This window comes from Brevibacillus schisleri, assembly GCF_055685845.1.
This window is the reverse complement of sequence record NZ_JBVNDM010000001.1, coordinates 6,586,286-6,609,152: the sequence shown is the minus strand read 5'-3', so window position 1 is coordinate 6,609,152 and position 22,867 is coordinate 6,586,286. Positions and strand designations below refer to the sequence as shown.

At 46.9% G+C, this 22,867-nt stretch carries 16 protein-coding genes and 1 pseudogene; 10 read left to right on the top strand and 7 right to left on the bottom strand.

Annotated elements, in window-relative coordinates; translation table 11 throughout:
* Nucleotides 1-9: 9 nt before the first annotated feature.
* The 3 genes from ACUUHJ_RS31140 to ACUUHJ_RS31130 form a co-directional block, all read right to left on the bottom strand.
* Nucleotides 10-1,389 carry a phosphoribosyltransferase family protein gene (locus ACUUHJ_RS31140; protein ID WP_289675313.1) on the bottom strand — a complete coding sequence of 460 codons (1,380 nt, stop codon included), beginning with the start codon at nt 1,387-1,389 and terminating at the stop codon, nt 10-12.
* The gene (locus ACUUHJ_RS31135; RefSeq protein WP_472300987.1) at nt 1,322-2,527 is read right to left on the bottom strand and encodes an HpcH/HpaI aldolase/citrate lyase family protein; all 1,206 of its coding nucleotides are present in this window, start codon (nt 2,525-2,527) and stop codon (nt 1,322-1,324) included. Before ACUUHJ_RS31135 ends, ACUUHJ_RS31140 begins: the two co-directional genes overlap by 68 nt.
* Before the next feature lie 83 nt (nt 2,528-2,610).
* The gene (locus ACUUHJ_RS31130; protein WP_015894022.1) at nt 2,611-3,066 is read right to left on the bottom strand and encodes a tellurite resistance TerB family protein; all 456 of its coding nucleotides are present in this window, start codon (nt 3,064-3,066) and stop codon (nt 2,611-2,613) included.
* A 256-nt stretch (nt 3,067-3,322) separates the two neighbouring features.
* Between ACUUHJ_RS31130 and ACUUHJ_RS31125 the strand changes: the two genes are divergently transcribed.
* Nucleotides 3,323-3,901, top strand: coding sequence for a TMEM175 family protein (locus ACUUHJ_RS31125; RefSeq protein ID WP_289675308.1), 579 nt, complete (start codon nt 3,323-3,325; stop codon nt 3,899-3,901).
* Between the two features lie 142 nt (nt 3,902-4,043).
* Here ACUUHJ_RS31125 and ACUUHJ_RS31120 read toward each other — a convergent pair whose 3' ends face one another.
* Together ACUUHJ_RS31120 and ACUUHJ_RS31115 are read right to left on the bottom strand one after the other, a co-directional pair.
* Entirely contained in the window at nt 4,044-5,408 is a 1,365-nt protein-coding gene (locus ACUUHJ_RS31120) for an IS1182 family transposase (protein WP_472298067.1), read from the bottom strand.
* A gap of 231 nt (nt 5,409-5,639) precedes the next feature.
* Nucleotides 5,640-6,380, bottom strand: a complete 741-nt coding sequence (locus tag ACUUHJ_RS31115; RefSeq protein ID WP_472300985.1) for an SDR family oxidoreductase — start codon at nt 6,378-6,380, stop codon at nt 5,640-5,642.
* A 133-nt stretch (nt 6,381-6,513) separates the two neighbouring features.
* Here ACUUHJ_RS31115 and ACUUHJ_RS31110 point away from each other — a divergent pair, with 133 nt between their 5' ends.
* The 6 genes and pseudogenes from ACUUHJ_RS31110 (at nt 6,514) to cysI (ending at nt 17,144) form a co-directional block, all read left to right on the top strand.
* On the top strand, nt 6,514-7,356 hold the full coding sequence (locus ACUUHJ_RS31110) for a helix-turn-helix transcriptional regulator (protein ID WP_472300984.1): 843 nt from the start codon (nt 6,514-6,516) through the stop codon (nt 7,354-7,356).
* A gap of 339 nt (nt 7,357-7,695) precedes the next feature.
* Nucleotides 7,696-9,070: pseudogene (locus ACUUHJ_RS31105) on the top strand (FAD-binding oxidoreductase).
* 152 nt (nt 9,071-9,222) lie between these two features.
* Nucleotides 9,223-10,101, top strand: a complete 879-nt coding sequence (locus tag ACUUHJ_RS31100; RefSeq protein WP_472300983.1) for a class I SAM-dependent methyltransferase — start codon at nt 9,223-9,225, stop codon at nt 10,099-10,101.
* 152 nt (nt 10,102-10,253) lie between these two features.
* A complete protein-coding gene (locus ACUUHJ_RS31095) occupies nt 10,254-13,406 on the top strand; it encodes a hybrid sensor histidine kinase/response regulator (RefSeq protein WP_289675302.1) in 3,153 nt (1,050 codons plus the stop codon).
* A 155-nt stretch (nt 13,407-13,561) separates the two neighbouring features.
* On the top strand, nt 13,562-15,388 hold the full coding sequence (locus ACUUHJ_RS31090) for an assimilatory sulfite reductase (NADPH) flavoprotein subunit (RefSeq protein ID WP_472300981.1): 1,827 nt from the start codon (nt 13,562-13,564) through the stop codon (nt 15,386-15,388).
* A gap of 34 nt (nt 15,389-15,422) precedes the next feature.
* The gene (gene cysI, locus ACUUHJ_RS31085) at nt 15,423-17,144 is read left to right on the top strand and encodes an assimilatory sulfite reductase (NADPH) hemoprotein subunit (RefSeq protein WP_472300980.1); all 1,722 of its coding nucleotides are present in this window, start codon (nt 15,423-15,425) and stop codon (nt 17,142-17,144) included.
* A gap of 71 nt (nt 17,145-17,215) precedes the next feature.
* Here the strand turns inward: cysI and ACUUHJ_RS31080 are convergent, their stop codons facing one another.
* Entirely contained in the window at nt 17,216-18,595 is a 1,380-nt protein-coding gene (locus ACUUHJ_RS31080; protein ID WP_472300979.1) for an SMI1/KNR4 family protein, read from the bottom strand.
* 155 nt (nt 18,596-18,750) lie between these two features.
* Between ACUUHJ_RS31080 and ACUUHJ_RS31075 the strand changes: the two genes are divergently transcribed.
* Nucleotides 18,751-19,197, top strand: coding sequence for a DMP19 family protein (locus ACUUHJ_RS31075; protein ID WP_472300978.1), 447 nt, complete (start codon nt 18,751-18,753; stop codon nt 19,195-19,197).
* A gap of 43 nt (nt 19,198-19,240) precedes the next feature.
* On the opposite strand, the gene ACUUHJ_RS31070 is transcribed toward ACUUHJ_RS31075, so the two are convergent.
* Entirely contained in the window at nt 19,241-19,789 is a 549-nt protein-coding gene (locus ACUUHJ_RS31070; RefSeq protein WP_472300977.1) for a hypothetical protein, read from the bottom strand.
* Between the two features lie 349 nt (nt 19,790-20,138).
* On the opposite strand from ACUUHJ_RS31070, the gene ACUUHJ_RS31065 reads away from it, so the two are divergent.
* Together ACUUHJ_RS31065 and ACUUHJ_RS31060 are read left to right on the top strand one after the other, a co-directional pair.
* A complete protein-coding gene (locus tag ACUUHJ_RS31065) occupies nt 20,139-21,638 on the top strand; it encodes a malate:quinone oxidoreductase (RefSeq protein WP_289675295.1) in 1,500 nt (499 codons plus the stop codon).
* Nucleotides 21,639-21,854: 216 nt separating this feature from the next.
* Entirely contained in the window at nt 21,855-22,820 is a 966-nt protein-coding gene (locus tag ACUUHJ_RS31060; protein ID WP_472300976.1) for an ABC transporter substrate-binding protein, read from the top strand.
* Nucleotides 22,821-22,867 lie beyond the last annotated feature (47 nt).

Genomic DNA, 22,867 nt, shown 5'->3' with positions numbered 1-22,867 from the left:
TCTCTGCAGTTAGCGAAACATTACGAGATACTTGTTCGGAATCGGCAGTTGGGCCAAGGCCGCATAAAGACTATTCAGCCGCTCCACGCTTGTCCCGCGTTCAAGGAACAGGAACAGCTCGTCATACCGCTGCTCCGGGATATTGTACATAAAGTTGCGAACAGTAGGATCATCCGGACTTTCGTACGCAAATGCATTTTGAACGGCATATGTTTCCTTTGTTGCCGGATGAATCGGGCTTCTCGTCGTTGATTGATACCAAACCCCATCGCCCATAGAAGCGGCGATCATCATCGGCACGTACATAAACTCGCCTGTTCCCATACACAAGGTCGTACCCTTACGATATTGCTGCAAAAACTGGCCCAGCTCGCGAAGCGTGTCATGCAATTGACGCTGCTGCTCGGAAGTCATGCCAAAGCGTCCAGTCTGTTGCAAATACGGCAAGGTATTCACAAAGCCTGTTTGATCGATGGAAGAAAAGGACAGTTTGGTTAGCGAAGCGGTCTCCAGCGTGATGACAGTCGGCTCAGCTTCTGGTTGGACAAAGGCAGGCTTCGTCGACTCAGCCTGCTGTTCGCCAAGAACGCCGTTCACCTCAATCTCTCCCTTAATCAGCGAGATGGCTGTGATCTCGATACCCAGCTCGGCTTCAAGCTCCAGAAACTTGCGGTGATCGTCAGGCGAGCGCCAATCCAATAAGGAAGCAACGATGTATTGCTTTCTCGGAAAATGCTGCTGAATCTCGCGAATGATGTTAAGCGCTGTTTTGCCTGTTGTAATCTCATCATCTACTAATACGATAGGACACGAAGAATGTAGGAAGTTTTTATCCAATGGATAAAAGTGATGGGCTACTGCGTGAGAATGCTCTTCTTCAAAATCAATCGTGGACGGAATCTCTTTGATCAGCTCTCTTGTTGTATGGATGTATTCTGCCTTGCTGCCAAAAGCGCTGAACATGCTGTGTCCAAGCGCAGTGGCAGTCTCGGCAAATCCGATGAACAACAAGGGCTCGGGTAATTCGAGGGGATGTTGTAGCAGTTTGTGAAGAATCTCTTCGCTCTTCTCCTGCTGAATGATACCTTGCACGATCTCCGGAAGATCACTGACTTCATGAGAATAAAACTCTTCAAGGAGACGTGCCGCCAATGCCATACCGCTTAGCACAGACGCTGACGGCCGCACGGGCAAATGCTTTCCCAGAACCTTGCTGACAAACAGGAAGCTCCGTTTCTTATTGATTCGGGCAGCCATTTGGAATAGCGCTTCCAGTGGAAGCTGGTACGGATTTTGTCGAACGTGGATGGTGATATTCAAATCACCGAGAATATTGAAACTGGATATTTGCTGTTCGAGCGAGCAGGTTGATAAAGTTGTTATGCTCATGGAACACCCCGTACACTTTTGATTTGATCATTATTTTTTTCGCCCAGCTCGTATGTGGCTTGATTTCGTTCATCTTGTTAGCGTAGTGACTTTTCGTTACCCCGTTTGTTTGGCTTTGCAGGATTACCCTGGCGTCCTCGTACTCTTCGCGTGTAATCACGGAAAGTGAGTGGACAATTTTGATATGGCTTGGGTGGATGATCGTTTTGCCAGTCAGGCCGTTTTCCTTGTCCAGCAATACTTCTTTGATCAGCCCATCTTGCCATTGATTCAACAATTGCTGGCGAAGTCTGCGCCCTGATGCGCCGCCCAGCTTTTGTTCAAACGGAGACTGGCGGAGCTGTGGTTTTAGCAACCTTTCGCCGTTGCCGAAATACTCCCAGACCGGACCAGATACGACGTATTCACTGCCCTGTCGTGTAAACATGTTCACAATGTCGCCAATGCAATCGCGAATCGTGGAAATCTCATAAATAGACACATCCGGTCCGCGGCGCAATCCGAACAGGCTGGAAAAATCGGTTGCTCCCATGCGCACGTTCAGGACGAGGTGTCGGTATTTGTCCAAAGTTTTTTTGATCGACAGCAGCTCGGCTGTTCGGGATTCTCTGTAAATAATGTCGGCGGACTCCAGAATCGGCATGCCGTACACAGGGAAAGGAACGTATCGGTTGCACGATTGCAGCGCTTCCAGATACTCCTCAGCGTTGCGGCTTGTAAACTTCGGGAACACAAACCCAGTCAGGCTGATCAAATCCTCTTGCAGTTCTTCCACAAGCCGGTTCATTTGGTGGACATCCCGGACACGCACGAACATGATCGGTATATCGTCCTGCTGGATCAAGCCGTTTCGTAGACGGCTGGAAATATCACGGACCTGCCGAATCAGCGATTGCTCTGCCTCGGTAACCTCATGATCGCCGATAGCGTCTTCCAGGCAGATGACCATGGAGACCAAGCCCTCGTGCTTTTGTGTCATTACATCATGAGAGATGGTGGTTCGTATGGCGGGCATGTAGAGTGTAGCTCCCAACGCGTGGGCTAGCACTTCCTTCTCGGTGTTTCGATTGATCGGAAGGGGGTGTACACTGAATAATTCTTCTTTTTCGTTCTCGAGCAAGTAATCAAAATGCCTCATAAAAGAAACGGCTCCCCTCTTCATCCCAACTCGCCATTGATAAAAAACAAGACTGCCCCCTTGGCCCGAGGCAATCTCGCTTGTTACAACTGGAAATCAGCTGGATTCAAATTAACGGTTTGGCAGATTTCCCGAACGATTATTTTCTCTTTTTCATCAAAATCACCGTCAGCGGCACCGATTGCGCAACAGACGCCGATAAGAATTCGCGCTGCTTCTGGGTTATTTTTTAATTTGCCGATTGCCTTGAGTGCTTCCATCTTCCCGACGCCGTGGTCAAATTCAAATCCACTGACAAAATGGTTGAATCGGCTAATTACATCGTTCATATCAAAAACTTTCAATTCTTCACTTCGATTGATATAAGAAGCCATCTTTTGCTTTTCAGAGGATTCAATGTGTCCATCAGCGGCGGCAACCAATGCGCATCCGGCAACGACTGCATCCATGAAGTCACGATTCTGAAACTTCTTTACCTGGTCTCGCAAGGATGCTTGTGTGTTTTTAAGCCAATTCGTAAATGTGCCAGAAAATGACATTCTATTACCTCCATCGACAAATTTCTCACTTATACGTTTATTCTACAATCTTACATCAATAGATATATTTTGGCAAAAGAGGTGCATAATTTGTAAATGTTCTGGTTCCCAGAATAAATAAATCGCCATAAGGTCTATTAAAACGATCCCGAATGAGGGAAAGGTTGTGCTTGACAGTATGAAGAAAAGTTAGAATAAACTATGGATATCTACTCGATCAATTCAGCGCGTGAAGCGGGAAATAGGTGATCACCAAATGAGAGCAAACCGGATGGAAGCGTTTAGCGATGGCGTGCTGGCAATTATCATTACGATTATGGTACTAGAATTCAAAGTACCAGAAGGCCACGACTGGCATTCGTTAATCGAACTAGGCCCAAAAGTTCTTAGTTATATCTTCAGTTTTGTTTATGTCGGCATCTACTGGAACAACCATCATCATCTGCTGCACATGGTTCGCACAATGAACGGGCGGCTCATGTGGCTGAATTTGAAATTACTCTTCTGGCTATCCCTTATTCCGTTCACGACCGCGTGGATGGGGGAAAGCTCGTTTGCGCCCACTCCGATGGCATTGTACGGGATTATCCTTCTGCTTGCAGCGATTTCTTACAGAATGCTTCAGCTCGCAATCATTAGCCAGCATTCTGGAGATTCTGCATTCGTAAAGTCAATGGGCAGAGACTGGAAGGTGAAAATATCTCCCGTTCTCTATTTGCTCGCGATATTGACCGCGTATGTGGGTCCATGGGTATCCGGCTTCTTTTACGTACTCGTTGCCGCGATTTGGGTCGTGCCAGAAAAGCGAATCGAGCACATTTTGAGAAGCGAATAATTGGACCCGAGAAAAGTATGGGAAGCGAAAAGAGGTCTCCAAACGGGGCTGTTGACAAAAAGGGTTAGGGACCCAATGCCCTAACCCTTTTGCCGTTTTTTCACTTATACGTCGTCGGATTGTTTTGTTTCGTAACCTGTGATTAGTTTGCTTTTATCATTCGTTTAATGTTAATTGCCATTGCAGAAAAGAGGCAGTGTTCGGATACATTTCGAATGCCTCTTTTGTATGTTTCTTTTAAGTTATGCTGCCTTTTCATTGTACCGAAGGTACCCTCGCACCATATTCTTCTTTGCCTTTGGATAACACTGTACTCTTGGCTTTGCTTCCTTGCTTGGTTGCGTTCTTTAGCCTCTTGGAATAATGGTCTTTCTATTGTTTTGCGAGATGCGGTTTGTCCAAAACATTGTTGGCGTAACTCACAGGACTTACAGTCCTTTGTTTGGGCAGCATAAATTTTGCTATAACTTTGTTTCCAACTGTGCCACTTAACATGAGTAAATTGAAGTGCCTTGCCATTCGAGCAATAATAGGCATCGTTCATTTCATCAAATGTAAATTGTACTGACCTTTCGGTCTGATCAATAACACCTTTTATCGGAGAGATATAACCGGTTATCTTTAAATTTTCTAATTCATGGTGTACTCCAGAGCGATCATACCCTTTATCTGCGCCTACTTTGCCAATATGTAAACCAAATTTCTCTTTTTGTATCTGTAATCGCTTTATAAATGGTTCGTGGTCATTCACATTAGCAGCCGTAACGTGTATATCAGTTATGATTCCATGCTTAACGTCCACACTGGTATGCGCTAAATAGTGAAATCCCTTGGGTTTATTAGGACGGTTCAATAAACCTGACTCCGGGTCTGTTGTGCTCTGTTTTACTTCCTTCTCAGGAGGAGAGGTTTTAGGTTTTCTTCCTCGTTTTTTCCTAGTGGGATCGTTATCTCTGTCTTTTTTAATTCTCCGTGCTTCCTTTTCTAGCTCTTCAAGGTACTCAGTAGGCTTTTTCTCCACTAAAACTTTTTCTGACCTATTAATCGATGCATTCGCTTTGATGTGAGTAGAATCAACAACAATTATTTCCCCAGTAACTAAACCAGTTCGAATACATTCCGAGACGATGTGATCGAAGATCTCCTGAAAAATATGACTTTCTTTAAATCTACGACGGCGGTTCTGGCTCAGTGTGGAATGATCGGGAACAGTGTCAGTTAAGTCCAATCCTAAAAACCATCGATAGGCCAAATTCACTTGGATTTCTTGTTCCAACTTCCTTTCGGAAGGGATGCCATAAAGATACCCGATAAGGATCATTTTCATTAACAAAACTGGATCAACTGAGCGACGACCTACAGGCGAGTATAAGTGTTGCACTTTCTCATAGATAAAAGAAAAATCAATCTTATTACGAACAACACGTAAAAAATGATTCTCGGGTACAAGATCATCCAAATTTAAGAACATAAACTGGTGCTGTTTGTCTCCATCGATTCCCATCATGAGATAGCCCTCCAAAATAAAAAGAACCGTATAGAAATGATTTCTACACGATTCCCAGAAACCCCTATCTCTACGGCAATTTGTCAACAGCCCCAAACCGGAGACTCTTTTTTTTCAAGTGCTGTTGTTACAGACAACCTAGTGAGCCATATCATAAGGGGGGATGACCGACATGGAAAATGCCCTCGATTATGAGGGCATTTCGTCGATGAAAGATGATTGGATTCGTTGTCATACCAGCGAAGAACCGCCATCTACGATGATGACCTGACCGGTGGAGTATTTCTCACGCATTAAATAGAGAAACGCTTCTGCCGCGTCCTCGGGTTCGCCCACTCGGCCAACGGGGAGGGATTTTCCGACAGTCTCGTACATGGTGTTTCGTTCTTTCTCAGGAATATTGTCCCATAACTCAGTACGCATGAATCCGAAACGTATGGCGTTGACACGAAGTGGACTCAGTTCGACGGCTAGCGCCCTTGTCAGAGACTCGATAGCCCCACAAATGCTGGCTGCGATCGTCAATCCTTTTGGAGGCCGAACTGAAGCGGTGCCGGAAACAAAAATCATGGAACCATTCTGCCTGATTTTCTCTGAGCCATATTTCGCTGCCATAACTGCACCCCAGTACCTGATGGTAAAGAATTGGCGTGCCTTGTCCATGTCAACCGTGTTGAGATTTTCGGGCTGAAATGGCTCTCCAGCGGTGAAGACCAAGTGATCGAATTCACCAATACGGCTGAAAAATACGCGAATCTGCTCCTCATTTGATAGATCAACCACATATCCTTCCGTACCTTTGGGGAGACGCGAAACAGCATCGTCCACTCTCTCTTTTCGACTGGATACTACAACAACATATGCCCCTTCCCGCGCAGCGGCTTCCGCTGTCGCAAATCCCATTCCAGAAGTTCCTCCGAGCAGGATAACACGCTTGCCTTTCAAACTACTGCAAAGTTCAAGATTTCCCATAAGATCGTCCTCCTTCTCTGTAGGTGATGAGTCGATTATAATCAGCTGCATAAACTGACAAACAGCTCTGTATTTACAGTACGATTCGGAAAAGTAGTATAAATCCTAGTAGGATATAGAGGTGTATGATCGTATGAATAATGAAAGAAGACGAAGGGAGCTAGCTGATTTTCTCCGGACCCGTCGTTCCCGCCTTTCCCCGCAAGAGGCGGGATTACCTGTTGAAACTGCACGTCGTCGTACGCCTGGTCTAAGGCGGGAAGAAGTGGCGACTCTGTCAGGGATTTCTTTGCCATGGTACACGGCACTGGAGCAGGGGAGGGATATTCAGGTGTCGGAACAAGTGCTGGAGAGCTTGGTGCGGACACTCCAACTCAGCCATGACGAGCGCAATCATTTGTTTGTATTGGCAAATAGTTCTGTAGTTCCATACGTCACCGTAGACGAATCAAATTCTCCAGCCATGCAACAAATTCTCGACAGGATGGGGAGCTACCCTGCCTATGTCATCGATAGACACTGGAACGTAACGGCATGGAACAAAATGACAAGTACGCTTTGCGGAGACTTTCATCAGATAGCAGAGATCGAGAGAAATATACTTTGGAGAGTCTTCATGATGAAGGATACCGAGGCTCGCATTGTGAATTGGGAAAACGTCGCCACGATGCTGCTGGCTCATTTTAGAAGTCGATACGCCTTGTACATGAATGATTCGTGGTATCGGGAATTAGTTGATAAATTGTGTGAACAGAGTGAGGAGTTTAGAGTGTGGTGGCGAAGACATGATGTATCCGGGACTTCGAAAGGGGAAAAAGTGATACATCATCCTAAAGCTGGCCTGTTGAGTTTTCGTTACCATTCTTTTGCCGTGCCCGAAAGTGGTGACTTCGTGATGAGGGTATATACACCAATCGAGAACACGGGGACTGATGAACAGTTAAAAGATCTAATAGGCGAGTCTCGTTTAGCATGAAGCAACGCTATTTAATAGAGACTGGATTGCAAGATGGCCAAAAATGTACTCTCCAGTTGTAATGGCTGGGATTCTCATCCCGAAGAGATTGAACAATCTTCTTTTGTACAGTGTTCCAGGAAGCTGGATCAAGCGGATCAGGGCGTTTCAAATTAGGAAGGCAAAAAAATCAAAAAGGCTGACGTTTCACAGTGCCTCGGCACCGAACCGTTCGGCTTAAGCCGTTATTTTGTACCCGCCCCCTCTACAAGGCATGTGGCGTTACCAGGTCTAATGTCCCCACATAGGAATAAGCAGATGAGAAAAGCTTACTCCATGGACGAGGTTGGTGAACATTCGATGGCACAAAAACGGAAAAAAGCAGGTACCCGATTGACCGGAAGGATCGTGTTGCCGGGTGACCGGTCTTACAATGCGGCCAGAATGGAGTTCAACAGGCGCTTTTCCAAGTTTCCACGGGTCATCGTTTTTTGCAGACGAACGCAGGATGTGATCAACGCAGTCAAATGGGCTCGTGAGCGGGGCGTACGGCTGCAAGCGCGGGCGGCACAGCTATGAGGCTTTTTCAGCTGTAAATGGCGGAATTATCATTGATGTGAGCGAGATGAATAAGGTAAAGGTGGATCGCAAGAAAATGGTGGCCCACGTACAGTCAGGAAATCCGCTTGCCCGGGTGTACAGGAAGCTGTGGAATGAGCGCGTGGCACTCCCGGCTGGGACTGCGCCCGACGTGGGCGTTGCGGGCCTTACCACGGGCGGTGGGATTGGACTTTTGTCGCGCAAATATGGCCTTACCTGCGATAACCTGAAACAGGTGAAGATGGTGGTAGCATCGGGACGTCGTGGGGCGAAGACGATCGTCGCAAATAAGAAGAAGCATTCCAATCTGCTCTGGGCATCACAAGGTGGTGGTGGAGGGAACTTTGGTATTGCGACAGACTTTACGTTTCGGGTTCACCCTCTCCAGGATGTCTCCATCTACAGCATTACCTGGAAATGGAGCGATCTGGAAAAGGTATTCCCGACTTGGCAACGCTGGGCCCCGTCTGTCACAAACCGCCTAACCTCAACCATCGAGGTAGCTGCTAAGCAAGTGGGAACCATCGTGTCTACCGGGCAATTGCTGGGTGGTGCAAAGGAGCTGCGGCGATTGATCAGGCCTTTGCTACAAGCGGGAACTCCAGTGAAGGTGATGGTGCGGACAGTGCCTTTCATCGAAGCAACCAGATTTTTTGCCGCAGCGGATCTGAATCTGGAGCCGAAGTTTAAAATAACCGGGGCTTTTGGTTTTAAACCTTTGCCTCGCCAAGGAGTACGGATCATCCGCAAATTCCTGTCGAAGGCGCCCAATAGGCATTCTACCGTGTGGAGTCAAAGCTTGGGTGGTGCAGGGAGCGCGGTGAGCCGGATATCCCCGATAGCAACGGCCTATCCTCATCGGAAGGCAGAGACGATCTATGAGCTGTCGGCGCGATGGAGGAACGACAGCGAGCAGCAGCGGAGTATCCAATGGGTGAAAAGGTTCCGTAGAGCGCTACGTCCCTTTGTCGTAGGAGATTATGTGAACTTCCCTGATTTGCAGATCAAGAACTGGCCTGAGGCGTATTATGGTGTGAACTTTGCCAGATTGAAGCAGGTGAAACGAAAGTACGATCCGCATAATGTGTTTCGTTTTGCCCAGAGTATTCCTGTGGGGAAGAAGAGAGCAAAATGATAAGGAAATCAACAAAAGGAGCATGCTGTGGCGTACTCCTTTTTACATTTTTGTCGATACGTTCATGAAGCTAAGTCTTGGGAGGAGAGCGGTCTGGAAGTGGAGCATATTAAAATGAAGTCATTTTGTATCGAAAACGAGAAGGAAACGAATTGATAGGAGAGAGAGCAGCCATGCATGATAAGCAAACTACGGTGCCGGACCACACGGCGGTGCGGGTCGCGTTGTGGCGGGCATTGCACGCACAGATCGATTCTCCACCGCATGTGCTAGAAGACGAGATCGGTCTGCGACTGGTGGCCCCGGAAGACGACTGGCGCCAACGTCCCGACATGGACCCAAAGAGCACCAGCGGATTTCGAGCATCTATTGTGGCTCGTGCTCGCTTTATTGAGGATTTGGTCACCGAACAGCTCGGACAAGGCGTCACCCAGTACGTTATCCTCGGCGCTGGCCTCGACACCTTTGCTCAGCGCCGACCGGAAATCGCCTCTCAGATGCGGATTTTCGAGGTCGATCAGCCAGACACGCAGGGTTGGAAGAAGCAACGCTTGAACGAGCTGGGCTTTGGCATCCCCGAATGGTTACGACTCGTACCCGTTGACTTCGAGGCAGGCTGGTCCTGGTGGGAGCAACTAAAGGACTCCGGCTTTGATGCTAGCCGACCAGCGGTGGTAGCATCCACTGGCGTTACCCAGTACCTTACCAAAGATGCGATTATGGCTACGCTGCGCCAAGTAGCGACGCTTGCTCCAGGCTCCACGCTGGCTATGACGTTTTTGCTCCCCTTTACCTTTACAGAAACGAAGAAACGTCCCGAAGTTGAAGAGGCAGAAAAGGGAGCGCGGTCAAGCGGGACGCCTTTCATCAGCTTTTTCACACCGCCGGAGATGCTGTCACTGGCCCGCGAAGCTGGTTTCCGAAAAGTCCAGCATGTATCCTCGGCAGAACTTAACCAGCGCTACTTTACCGGCCGGACTGATGGTCTTTCGCTGCCAAGCGGAGAAGAATTCCTGATAGCTACTACATAGAGTGATAACTCTATTGATAAGCTACGTTGTCTTTCAGATAAACGTAGCTTTTTCTATGGCAACTGTATTTCTCTGTCATAATCTATATGCTAAATTATGGAAAGATTCTATTTGAATGTCAGAGAAGAAACTGATTAGGAGAGGAATACTTCTTGGCAAATCATTCACCCAAATACCAAATAAAAAAGAGCCAAATCCTACTATTACTCGGTTTATTACTCATCATCCTATCAGGTGCGCGCATTTTGTGGATGGAATCCTTTCGTGATCAACAAGCGGACATTAAGAATGGACAATTCGATTTGCGTGATTGGAATGCAGAAGGTGGCGACACTCTCTTGCTAGATGGAGAGTGGGAGTTTTATCCCTCTCAATGGCTGATGGATGGCAGACGGCAACAAGGTGTAAACGAGAAGGGGCCAACGCTTATTCAGGTTCCGGGAAGATGGAATGAAACTTTGCATAAAGACAAGTCAACTCCCTATGGATTTGCTTCTTATCGCTTGCGTCTGTTTGTGGATCCAGAAAAGGACCTGAATTATAGCATTCGTGTACCCAGCGTGCGCACGGCATCGGAATTATACGTAAACGGCCGTTTGCTTGCGAAATCCGGGCAGGTGGGGGAGTCGGAGGATGAATATATTGCGAAGAATCTGCCTTATTCTTCAACCTTTACGGCAGACGAAAACGGCGTAATCGACATCGTCATTCAGGCGGCAAATTATGTGGATGGTCGAAGCAGCGGCATTGTTCGATCCATTAAATTTGGTTCAGAAGAAGCCATTGCAAAGGAAATAAAAGTCTCCGTTTCTACGCAGCTTCTGGCAGCCATGATATTTCTCATACATTCTGCTTATGCGTTTATTTTATTTTTACTGGGAGATAAGAAAAAGAATCTGCTGTATTTTTCTTTGCTGACATTTTGTATAGCGCTTACTAGCGTGCTAAGTAATGATGAGAAGCTGTTCCACCAATTATTTTACATCGGCATTGAGTGGGATTTTCGATTAACGAATTTCGCCCTCGTCATTGGGGCCTATGCTTTGTTGGAGTGTATGAATCATCGCGAACTTCCTTATTGGAGCAGAGTGTATCCTGTATACAGAGTGATGAATTTTGGGATTGCTGGCATTACGTTGTTTTTAGACCCTGATCAGGTGACGATGTTATTTCCAGTTTATTTTCTGGTGGCCGGTATTGCTGCAGTGATCACATTGATAACCATCCTTAGGAAATTGATCAAAGACATCAAGGGCAATCTTTTACTGCTTTTTTCATTTCTTGCGTTGCTTCACCATTTTATTTGGTCGTTAATCTGGCGGGAAAGCGGCATGAGTCTTGTCTACTATCCATTTGATCTGATTATTTCAATGGGGTGTTTAGCCACTGTATGGTTTAAGGGTTATTTCATCATGCATGCCAACACAAAAGAAATTGCTGCAACCTTGCAAAGAATGAATGACCATAAGGATCAATTTCTGGCCAACACTTCACATGAATTTAAAAATCCACTACATAGCATTCTGAACATGTCACAATCCGTTTTAAATAGGGAGCGTCATTTGTTGCAGGAAAGGAGTATCAAAGAGCTTGAAACGGTTTTATCTGTAGGAAGACGGCTGACCTTGATATTAAATGATTTGATTGATGTGATGAGTTTACAGGAAGGCAACCCTCGCTTACAGAAAAAAGCCATATGGATTCAGCCCATCGTGACCGGGGTACTTGATATGCTGCAATTTAACGCAGATGTGAAGTCTGTAAAAATCGTAAATCAAATCCCAGAAGATTTTCCTCCCGTACACGCAGATGAGAATCGGGTGATTCAAATCGTTTTCAATTTACTTCACAATGCTGTGAAATATACGAATGAAGGGATCGTTTCCATTCAAGCGTTTGCCAAGGACGGAAGAGCTTTTATTGAGATTCATGATACAGGAATCGGAATGGACGAGGACATGAAAAAGCGCCTGTTCCACCCGTATGAGCAAGCCAGCACGAGCGAGACCATGATTGAAGGTGGCTTTGGGTTGGGTCTGAGTATAAGCAAGCAGCTGGTTGAGCTCCATGGAGGTACGTTGGAGGTGTCCTCCGTTTTAGGGGAAGGCTCGACATTTACCTTTTCGTTACAGCTGGCACATATGGAAGCGGAGGAAGAGGTAGCTGTTTCTCAATCATTCGAACCGTCAGTCGTACAACCTATGGCGATTCAGGAAAAAGCGGAGAGCTCTTGGGCTACGAAACCAACAACTTTATTGGAAGTAAATCGCGATCGTCCGCGCCTGTTAATTGTGGATGATGACCCTGTTAACCTTCAGGTGCTGGAAGCCATACTACCTCCAGACGAATATGAGGTAACAATGGTGACCAGTGGGAAGGAAGCATTAGCCATATTGGGTACAGGGGAATGGGATCTGGTCATTTCCGATATTATGATGCCGCAGATGTCCGGTTATGAGCTGACAAGAATGATCCGCGAGCGGTTTACACTCACAGAGCTCCCTGTTTTGCTCCTTACCGCAAGAAGCCAACCAAAAGATATCCAAAGTGGTTTTTTAGCGGGAGCAAACGATTACGTGACCAAACCAATCGAGGGAATGGAAATAAAATCGCGGATCGAGGCACTCACTACGATTAAACAATCCGTCCGGGAACAACTGCGATTAGAAGCTGCATGGCTGCAAGCGCAAATCCAGCCCCATTTTTTATTTAATGCGTTGAGCGCGGTAACAGCTTTAAGTGACATTAATTTGGATAAGATGCGCGATTTGCTTTACGAGTTTAGCAATTTTTTGAGGAATAAATTCAAATTTGAAGATATGGACGGACTTGTTCCGATCGAAACGGAGCTAAGTCTGGTGCGCTCTTACTTGTATATTGAAAAGGTTCGGTTTGAAGAAAGACTGCAAGTTGTTTGGGAGATAGATGACTGTGAGGATGTAAAAATCCCCTTTCTTACGATCCAGCCTCTCGTTGAAAATGCGATCAAACATGGTGTGATGAACCGCATTCGTGGGGGGGAAATTACGATTCGGATTTCTATTCAGGAAACGCATGTGGAAATAACCGTTGAAGACGATGGGATCGGAATGGACGAAGATCAAATACAACGACTGTTAGAAAGAAAAGCAGATAGCAGGTCAGGAGTCGGGTTGATCAATACTGATCAGCGGTTAAAACGGCACTTTGGAACAGGGCTTCATATCGAAAGTAAGCAAGGTACAGGGACAAAGGTAACTTTTCATGTACGCAACAAGTTGAATAGCAAGAATTTGAGTGAAAAATACCCCGATTCCTTATCGTAGGATCGGGGTTCTTTGTTGTTTTCCAACGATTAGTAAAACTTATGATGACAATAACGAATTCCAATTGCTCGGGTTCTACTCACTGTGGTAGCTTAAAGTAAATAATCATATAAGATTACTCGGAATTAACTTTTTCTCGTGTGAGGTGCATATCGTTGGTACTTAAGGTGACAGACAGTCCTTTTAGTCAGGAACAAGTAGAGCTCCTAAATCAGTTGCTGCCCACGCTTTCGGAGGTGCAAAAGGTTTGGCTGAGCGGATATCTTGCAGCTCTTCACAAAGTGGAGGTACCGATAGCCGCTGGGTTTCCAGCCACTTCAGCTGTGAATGGGCCAGTCATTTCCAAAGAGGTGACAGTGCTTTTCGGGTCTCAGTCCGGGAACAGCCAAAAGCTTGCCAAGGTGCTGACCGGAAAGCTTCAGGAGCACGGCTTCCACGTAACACTTTCCTCTATGAGCGACTTCAAGACGAATGCGTTGAAAAAGGTTGAAAACCTGCTTGTTGTGGTAAGCACACACGGGGATGGTGAACCACCGGACAATGCCATTTCCTTCCATGAATTCTTACACAGCAAAAGAGCACCGCAATTGGAGGGCCTGCGTTTTTCCGTGCTGGCATTGGGCGATACCTCTTATGAATGGTTCTGCCAAACTGGCAAGGAGTTCGACAAGCGGTTGGAAGAGCTAGGCGGCAAGCGTCTTACTCCCCGGGTTGATTGCGATGTGGATTACGACGAGCATGCCTCCGAATGGATGAATCAGGTCCTGGCTTCTCTCAGTGAAACTTCGGCAACCCAGGCTGCTGCGGCAAGCGCAATCGTGGGCGGCGCAGTGATCGGGTCAGCGTCACAGACCGAATATTCACGGTCGAATCCCTTTCAGGCTGTGGTCTTGGAGAACTTGAATCTGAACGGACGGGGATCAGATAAGGAAACTCGCCACCTGGAAATCTCCCTTGAGGGTTCCAGTCTCGAGTATGAACCGGGTGACTGTTTGGGGATCTATCCTAAAAATCATCCTGACCTTGTCCGTGAGCTGATCGACGCGATGGGCTGGAAGCCGGAAGAACTCGTTCCCATTCATAAAAGCGGGGAAGAGCGCACGTTGGAAGAGGCCTTGTCCAGTCATTTTGAAATCACGGTTCTCACTAAGCCTCTCTTGGAACAAGCCGTAAAGCTATCATCAGGAAACGGGTTGCGGGAACTGCTTGCGGAAGGACAGGAGCAAAAGCTTCGGGATTATGTTCGAAATCGGGATTTACTAGACCTGGTGGAGGACTACGATTTGAAGGGCGTGTCTTCCAAAGAATTTGTCTCCATCCTTAGAAAACTGCCTCCGCGTCTCTATTCGATCTCAAGCAGTTTAAAGTCCTACCCAGACGAAGTTCATCTGACAATTCGCAATGTTCGCTATCAGGCTCATGGTCGAGATCGGTACGGCGTTTGTTCGAGTTATATCGCGGATCGTTTGGAGGCGGGGGATACGCTGCCAGTATTTGTGCAGCATAACCCCAACTTTAAGCTTCCAGCCAACCCGGACACCCCGCTGATCATGATTGGTCCCGGAACGGGTGGCGCTCCATTCCGTGCGTTTTTGGGAGAACGGGAGGAGCTTGGGGCGACGGGCAAGACATGGCTTTTCTTTGGCGACCAGCATTTCTCCACAGATTTTCTCTATCAGCTCGAATGGCAGCGCTGGCTCAAACAGGGCGTACTGACGCATATGGATGTCGCGTTCTCCCGAGATACGAGCGAAAAAGTGTATGTTCAGCACCGGATGCTTGAGAAGAGTAAGGAGCTTTATCAATGGCTACAGGATGGGGCGCACGTATACGTATGCGGAGATGAGAAAAGGATGGCGCATGACGTTCACGCAGCTCTGGTCACCGTTCTCCAACAAGAGGGTGGACTTGATTCAGAGGAGGCCGTTGCGTACTTGAAACGGATGCAGCAGGAAAAACGCTATCAGCGAGATGTCTACTGATTTTCGAGAAAGAATGAGAGGGGAGATAGGAACCATGTCAGAAAATCATTTGCTTTCGCCAAACAGTGCTCCTCACAGCGACGTAGAGGATATTAAACGCAAAAGCGATTATTTGCGGGGAAGCCTGGCGGAAACGCTGGAAGACAGGATTTCGGGGTCCATTCCTGAGGATGATAACCGCCTGATGAAATTTCATGGCAGCTACATGCAGGATGATCGGGATCTTCGCAATGAACGGAGTAAACAGAAGCTGGAGCCGGCCTATCAATTCATGGTGCGCGTACGTGCCGCTGGTGGCGTTGTCACACCAGAGCAATGGCTGATGATGGACGATATCGCCCAGCAGTTTGCGAATGGAACGATTCGCCTGACGACTCGTCAGTCTTTTCAGCTACATGGCGTGATTAAGTGGAATATGAAGCAGGTGATTCAAGAAGTAAACGAAGCCTTGCTAAGTACACTAGCTGCTTGTGGGGACGTCAACCGCAACGTCATGTGCAATCCGAATCCGTACGAGTCGGAAGTTCATCAAGAGGTGTACGAATGGGCCAAAAAAATAAGCAATCATCTGGACCCCCGTACCCGCGCCTATCATGAAATCTGGCTGGATGAAGAAAAGGTCGTCGACAGTCGGGATGGGGTAGAGCAAGAACCGATCTATGGGCCTGTCTATTTGCCGCGCAAGTTTAAAATCGGCATCGCCGTGCCGCCTGCCAACGATGTTGATGTTTTTTCGCAGGATTTGGGCTTTATCGCCATTCATGAGGAAGGTCGACTGCTGGGCTTCAACGTAGCGGTCGGGGGTGGAATGGGAATGACCCACGGTGATCCGAAGACGTATCCGCAGGTGGCGAGAGTGATCGGCTTCGTTACACCGGAACAAGTACTGGAAGTCGCCGAGAAAACGGTTATGATCCAGAGAGACTATGGAGATCGTGCGGTCCGGAAGCATGCTCGTTTCAAATATACGATCGACGACCGCGGTATTGAATGGTTTATCCATGAACTGGAGCAGCGACTGGGCTGGGAGTTGGAGCAGGTACGTTCTTATCACTTCGAGCATAATGGCGATCGCTACGGTTGGGTAAAAGGGAGCGACGATAACTGGCATTTTACCCTTTTCATTCAGAATGGCCGTGTAAAAGACGAGGACAACTACCTCCTGAAGTCCGGCTTGCGAGAGATTGCCAAGGTGCATACAGGGGACTTCCGCCTGACGCCGAATCAAAATCTGCTCATCGGGAATGTCACCAGTGAAAAGAAGCCGGAAATTGAACAGATCATTCAAGCATATGGGCTGACCGATGGAGCTTCCTATTCTGCGTTGCGGAGAAACTCCATGGCTTGTGTTTCGTTGCCGACTTGCGGACTCGCGATGGCTGAAGCAGAACGTTATTTGCCTACACTGCTGGATGGGATCGAGCTGATCTTGGATGAGGCGGGTTTGCGCGATGAGGTGATCGTCATTCGTATGACAGGGTGCCCAAATGGATGCGCAAGACCTGCACTCGCAGAAATCTCTTTTATTGGGAAGGCTGTCGGTAAATACAACATGTATTTGGGCGGCGGTTTCTCCGGCAATCGATTGAACAAGCTGTATCGTGAAAACATCGGAGAAGCAGAAATACTGAATGAACTGCGGCCAATTTTAAATCGGTATGCGAAGGAACGTGAGGAAGGTGAACACTTCGGAGATTTCGTCATTCGGGCAGGGTATGTGAAAGAAGTTAGATCGGGACTCGATTTTCATGAGTAGTACGGCCTAGCAGTCAATGGAATAAAAGAAGAGCCCGCGACGACGTGGGCTCTTTGTTGCTTGCATGCTTTTTAGGCTTCTCGAAGCTGTTGAATCACTTCTGCTGCGAACTGATCTGTAAACCGGATGTGTCCATTTTCCTGGACGATCCGACCTTCCTCCTTGCGACGATCCAGCCATTCGCTGATCCATCCTGGGGCGTACCCGCCTTGCCCGAATTCTCCGCCAAAGGCGATCATTTTCTCATAGACAGCCAGGTACTGTTCGCGAGTGGTATCGGGATATGACTTCGTGTAAAGCCAAAACTGCACATCGTACATCAGATACGAGAGTTCATCCGCATGAAAAGAGAAAAAGCCTTTTTCCTCTACAATTCGTGTACAAATGCTGCGTATTTTCTGATCGATTTGTTCCACTTCCGATACTTGCGTGCACAGCTCCTCCAGCAAAGAAGAGAATTTCCCGTGGGCTACTTTATAAAGCGCCGCTTCCTTGTCCTCCTCGGAGGTATCATATTCTTCTTCGCTCACCAAGCCTCTGATAAACGCCTCGAAATTTTCAGCCAAGAACGTAATTTCATAATCGCTTTCCTGATCGACGTGGATGACTTCGGGTTCACCATCTCTCCCGCATGCCCGGTAATCCAGCATCACTACGTCATGACCTGCTGAAGGACAATCGCAGATGACGACTCCAATGTCGGGATATCCCCATTCCTCAATCATAAATCGACTGCCAAGATCCCCACAGAGCGAATAGCTTTTCTCTCGACCAATGCCCAGAATACCCGTGATGGCAATATGATCCTCAGCCCAGGAGGTAGGGTCTTCTGTTGGAAAGCACGTGTTCTTCGGAACGCCGCCATTCTGTTGCTTCATTAGTGCAAGATAGGAGGCAGGTAGCTTGTATCCCAGCTCTTCCTCAATCGATGCGATCAGTTCATCCGTGGGTGGCGTGGATTGATATGCCTTTTTCGCGTACTCGCTGTCCTCCCAAAAGTCTTCAAGTGACATGTTTGAAAAAGGGACTTCCTCCGATGCTGAACCCTCAACAGCCGCTACCCTTTTGGCTGCCATCCGAAGCTCCTGTCTTTGCTGCTTTTCCGCTTTTTGCAAGCTCCACTTTAACCATGATTCAGTATTCTGATTGCCGGTTTCTAATTTGTCTGAGGTACGGAATGACTGTGCCGCCTCTTCATATCTTTTCAAATGATAGAGGGCATAGCCTACCCGAAAGTGCCAGACTGGGTCTTGTTGACCTGCTTCAGCAATTTTCTTTAATTGGTTGAGCGCTTCTTCATACAGACCCAAGTTGTTATAAGCTCTTCCCAGTCGGCTGACCGCCTCATACTCTCGCTCCTCCTCAGGAACGGTTAGCAGCAAGTCCACAATTTGCTGGTGTTCGTCTTCTTCATGCCAGCAATTCAATTGTTCGATGAGTACCTGATCCATTGCAAACCTCCTAAACGATTCTTTTTCTTAGATCCCAGCCACGCGAATCTACCACCATCTACCAAATCATTATGTATTCATATAAGATTAATTTATTTCGTGTGATTTGTGCACATCTAATCTTGAAGGGATTAAACATTTAGGGGGCGTACATTTTGAGCAAGTTGGATATCCATGACGTATGGTTCGATTTTGCCGCTGCCTTTGTGCAGAAAAAGAATGCTTCGGGTTGGAACACACTGACCTCACAGGAACAAGAGATTGCCGCCTTATGGTTGTTGGAAGCTGATGTATATAACGGCGGGTTTTTGCAGTTTTTTTGCAACTGGGGAGAAGAGGCATATATCTACGCAGTACGGGCTTTACAAGCCATCGGGGCAGTCCATGCACTCGAAATCGTCCAGTCCGGATATGCCTGCATCGAGCATTTATCGGAAGACAACCGCCTCACCCAACTCTGGGACATTCCACAGTTTCTTACCGAGGAAGAGGCAGAACGGCTGGATAAGCTTGATCAGAGCTTCTGGGAAGACCAGGATCGCATTGCAGAAGTTGCCCATCGATATTACGTACAGCAGTTGGGAATACCCACCCCGTCATAAGGAGACGTGGGTGGGTACGGACTATCATAGGAGACACCGATGCCTATTCGACAGCACGTTCCCCTTCTGACTGGAGCATAAGCAGCAGCTCTTGAATAGCGGGAGCGAGCTTATCATTCTCTTCCATAATCGCAGTGAAAACGGGAATGGCGTCATTTAGCAGCAAATAACTGTAAGAAAAATAGCTGAAGAATGCTTCCTGCTCATAGCCCCGTGGCTCCTCTTCTTCCCAGCATAATTCATCGTCTTCCTCGTCCTCTGGCCATAAGTACTTTTCGTCCAATAGCTCGTTCATGGTCTCAACCTCATTTTGTAAATCCATTTCGTCCACGTTGATAGCAGAAGCTACAGCCATGTACAACTGAATTTCCTGCAAAGAGACTTGCTCTGGTTTTTGTTTGGAAAGCTTCTGCAGGAGTATCAGCAGCACCCACGGTGTCGTCTGCCACAAGGTGCTTTGGTGCTCGATTAGATTGGCCAACTCCTCATATTTCCCGGTCTCTATAAGCTGCGGAATGTCCGTCCCTCTGCCATAAGCTGTCGTCAGACGCTGCCACGGAATGTTGTTTGTCAGGTGGGTCAAAGAGTTCATCTCCATCTCTCCTTAGATACGAGATATTGTAAGAATCTACCATGGTCACATCGGAATTTATATGCTAATCTCCTCACTGGTAATAACAAACCAAATCCTTCATCCCTGCAAGAAATTGAGATAAGACAATGGTTTTTATGGGTTCGTCAGGTACCGTTTGCGGAATCCTCCCTGTTTTACCAACATTAAATAGTTATTAATCCTCTAATTATAATAGATAATTGAATCAATAAATAATTTCTATGATATAGTTATAGTTGTGAAAGGTAAGATGTTTTCGTAGCGTCTTGCAACGGGGCAAGGAGCTACTACTTCTTTTTTACAAAAACAGTAGATAAGGAAGGGTAATATGAGCTCCATACAGCAAAAAACAGACGTTATTTTGATTGGTGCAGGTGTCATGAGCGCGACTCTGGGAGCATTACTAAAAGAATTGGCACCGGAGTTGGAAATCAAAGTTTTTGAGAAACTCGCAAAAGCAGGCGAGGAAAGCTCGAACGAATGGAATAATGCGGGTACTGGCCACGCGGCACTCTGTGAGCTGAACTATACATCCGAGAAAGCTGACGGGTCTATAGATATTAGCAAAGCGATTAAAATCAATGAACATTTTCAGCTGTCCAGACAATTCTGGGCTTACCTTGTAAAAAACAATCTCATCCAAAATCCGCAAGACTTCATCATGCCAATACCTCATATGAGTATGGTGCAAGGTGAAAAGAATGTAAGCTTTTTGAAGAAGCGTTTTGAAGCGCTGGCAAATAATCCTCTCTTTCAAGGGATGGAGTACTCCGATGACCCTGAAAAACTGAAGGAATGGATTCCGCTCATCATGGAAGGCCGCGCATCGAATGAACCAATAGCTGCAACCAAAATCGACTCTGGTACGGATGTCAATTTTGGTGCTTTGACACGTATGTTGTTTGATTATCTGAAGACGAAAGACGTCGCGATTAACTACAAACATGCTGTTGAGGATATCAAACGTACGAGCGACGGCATGTGGAAATTGAAAGTGTACAATATGGGCACTGGTAACATCGAAGAGCATATTGCCAAATTCGTCTTTATCGGCGGTGGCGGCGGAAGCTTGCATCTGCTCCAAAAAACCGGTATTCCAGAGTCCAAACATATCGGTGGTTTCCCGGTAAGCGGATTGTTCATGGTTTGTAAAAATCAGGAAGTGGTTGAGCAGCACCATGCAAAAGTGTACGGTAAAGCAAAGGTTGGCGCTCCTCCAATGTCGGTACCGCATCTGGATACCAGATTCATCGACAACAAAAAATCCTTGCTGTTTGGACCTTTTGCGGGATTCTCGCCAAAGTTCTTAAAAACAGGGTCCAATATGGATTTGATCACTTCCGTAAAGCCGAACAACGTCATCACGATGTTGGCGGCAGGCGTAAAAGAAATGGCATTGACCAAATACCTGATCGAGCAAGTTATGCTATCGCATGAAAAGCGTATGGAAGAACTACGGGAGTTCATTCCGAATGCGAAAAGCGAGGATTGGGGTATCGTGGTAGCAGGCCAACGCGTGCAAGTTATTAAGGATACACCAGCCGGAAAAGGTACCCTTCAATTTGGTACAGAAGTGGTTAGTGCTGCTGATGGCTCCGTAGCTGCATTGCTCGGCGCATCTCCAGGTGCTTCTACAGCTGTTCAGGTTATGCTTGAGGTATTAGAAAAATGCTTCCCACAACGTATGGCAGAGTGGGAACCGAAAATCAAAGAAATGATTCCTTCTTATGGCGTGTCACTCATGCAAAACCAAGAGCTTCTCCACGAGATTCAACGTTCGACAGACGAGGCGCTGGGTCTAAGTAAAAAGGAACTGGCTTATAGTTAATTAGTTAATAGCAATCTTACAGTGAACCTTCGATCCGTTTTTGGATTGGAGGTTCTTTTTTTCATAGGAGGCTAAAGGACAAAATTCAAGAGGAAAGCAGAGCAAGGATGAAAAGCTTGAAAAAATAAAAAGAAATAAATATACTATACTGTGCTACGATATAATGAAAATGATTATCATTACCAAAAAGAGAATAGGAATGGGAGACACTGATTTATGAAAAAGAATAGCACTAATTTGTTCGCAGCACTTTCTTTCATTCTGGCAAGCTGCTTGTTCCTCACCGGCTGCGGTGCTAGCCAGGAACAAATGTCTACGGCCGGTAACAATCAATCATCTGCACAGCGGGTCATTGAACATTATTCCGGAAAAACGACGATAAAAGGGGAGCCAAGGAAAATTGCAGTGCTTGATTATCGGCTGGCTGACTCTCTTTACGCTCTTGGTATCAAGCCCTATGCCATGGCATCCTACCAGGGAGAAACGAACTTGGAATACATGGAGGGGAACCCGTTTGAAGGCGTGAAAAATCTGGGAGATGACCCGAATCTGGAAGCGATTCTGGAGGCAGAACCTGATTTGATCATAGGAAGGGAAGTCCATGCTAAAATTTATGACGACGCATCGAAAATAGCTCCCACAATCATTTTACCAGACCAGGATGATTGGCGACTTGCTTTCCGTGAATTAGCGAGCATGCTTGGCAAGGAAAAGGAAGCTGACACATGGTTGGCACGCTATGATCAAAAAGCCGAGGAAGCCAAGAAAAAGCTGGCGAAAAAAGTTGGCAAAGATGAAACTGTGCTCTACATGCGGGTCATGGCAAAAGAATATCGGGTTCACGGGCCGAATCAACTGTTTGGCGCGACGATTGCCCGCGATTTGGGATTGAAGCCGCTGCCGCAAGTGGAAGCTATAAAAAAGTTTGAAGTTATTTCTATGGAAAAATTGCCGGAGCTGAATCCAGATCATATTTTCATTCAGATCGGAAATCCAGCCAAGGGTCCAGACGAAGAATCCGATAAAAGATTCCAAGAGTTGACTAACAGCGCTGTATGGCAGCAGTTAAAAGCAGTCAAAAACAATCATGTATATGTCGTTCCTCACTGGATCATCAGTGATTTCCCCCACATCAAGGAGAAATCGATAGAGCTTGTCCTTGAAAAAATGGAAGCAGAGTAAGTCAGGACCGCGTTCATTCGGCAAGCTAAGTTTATGCATAGATTCAT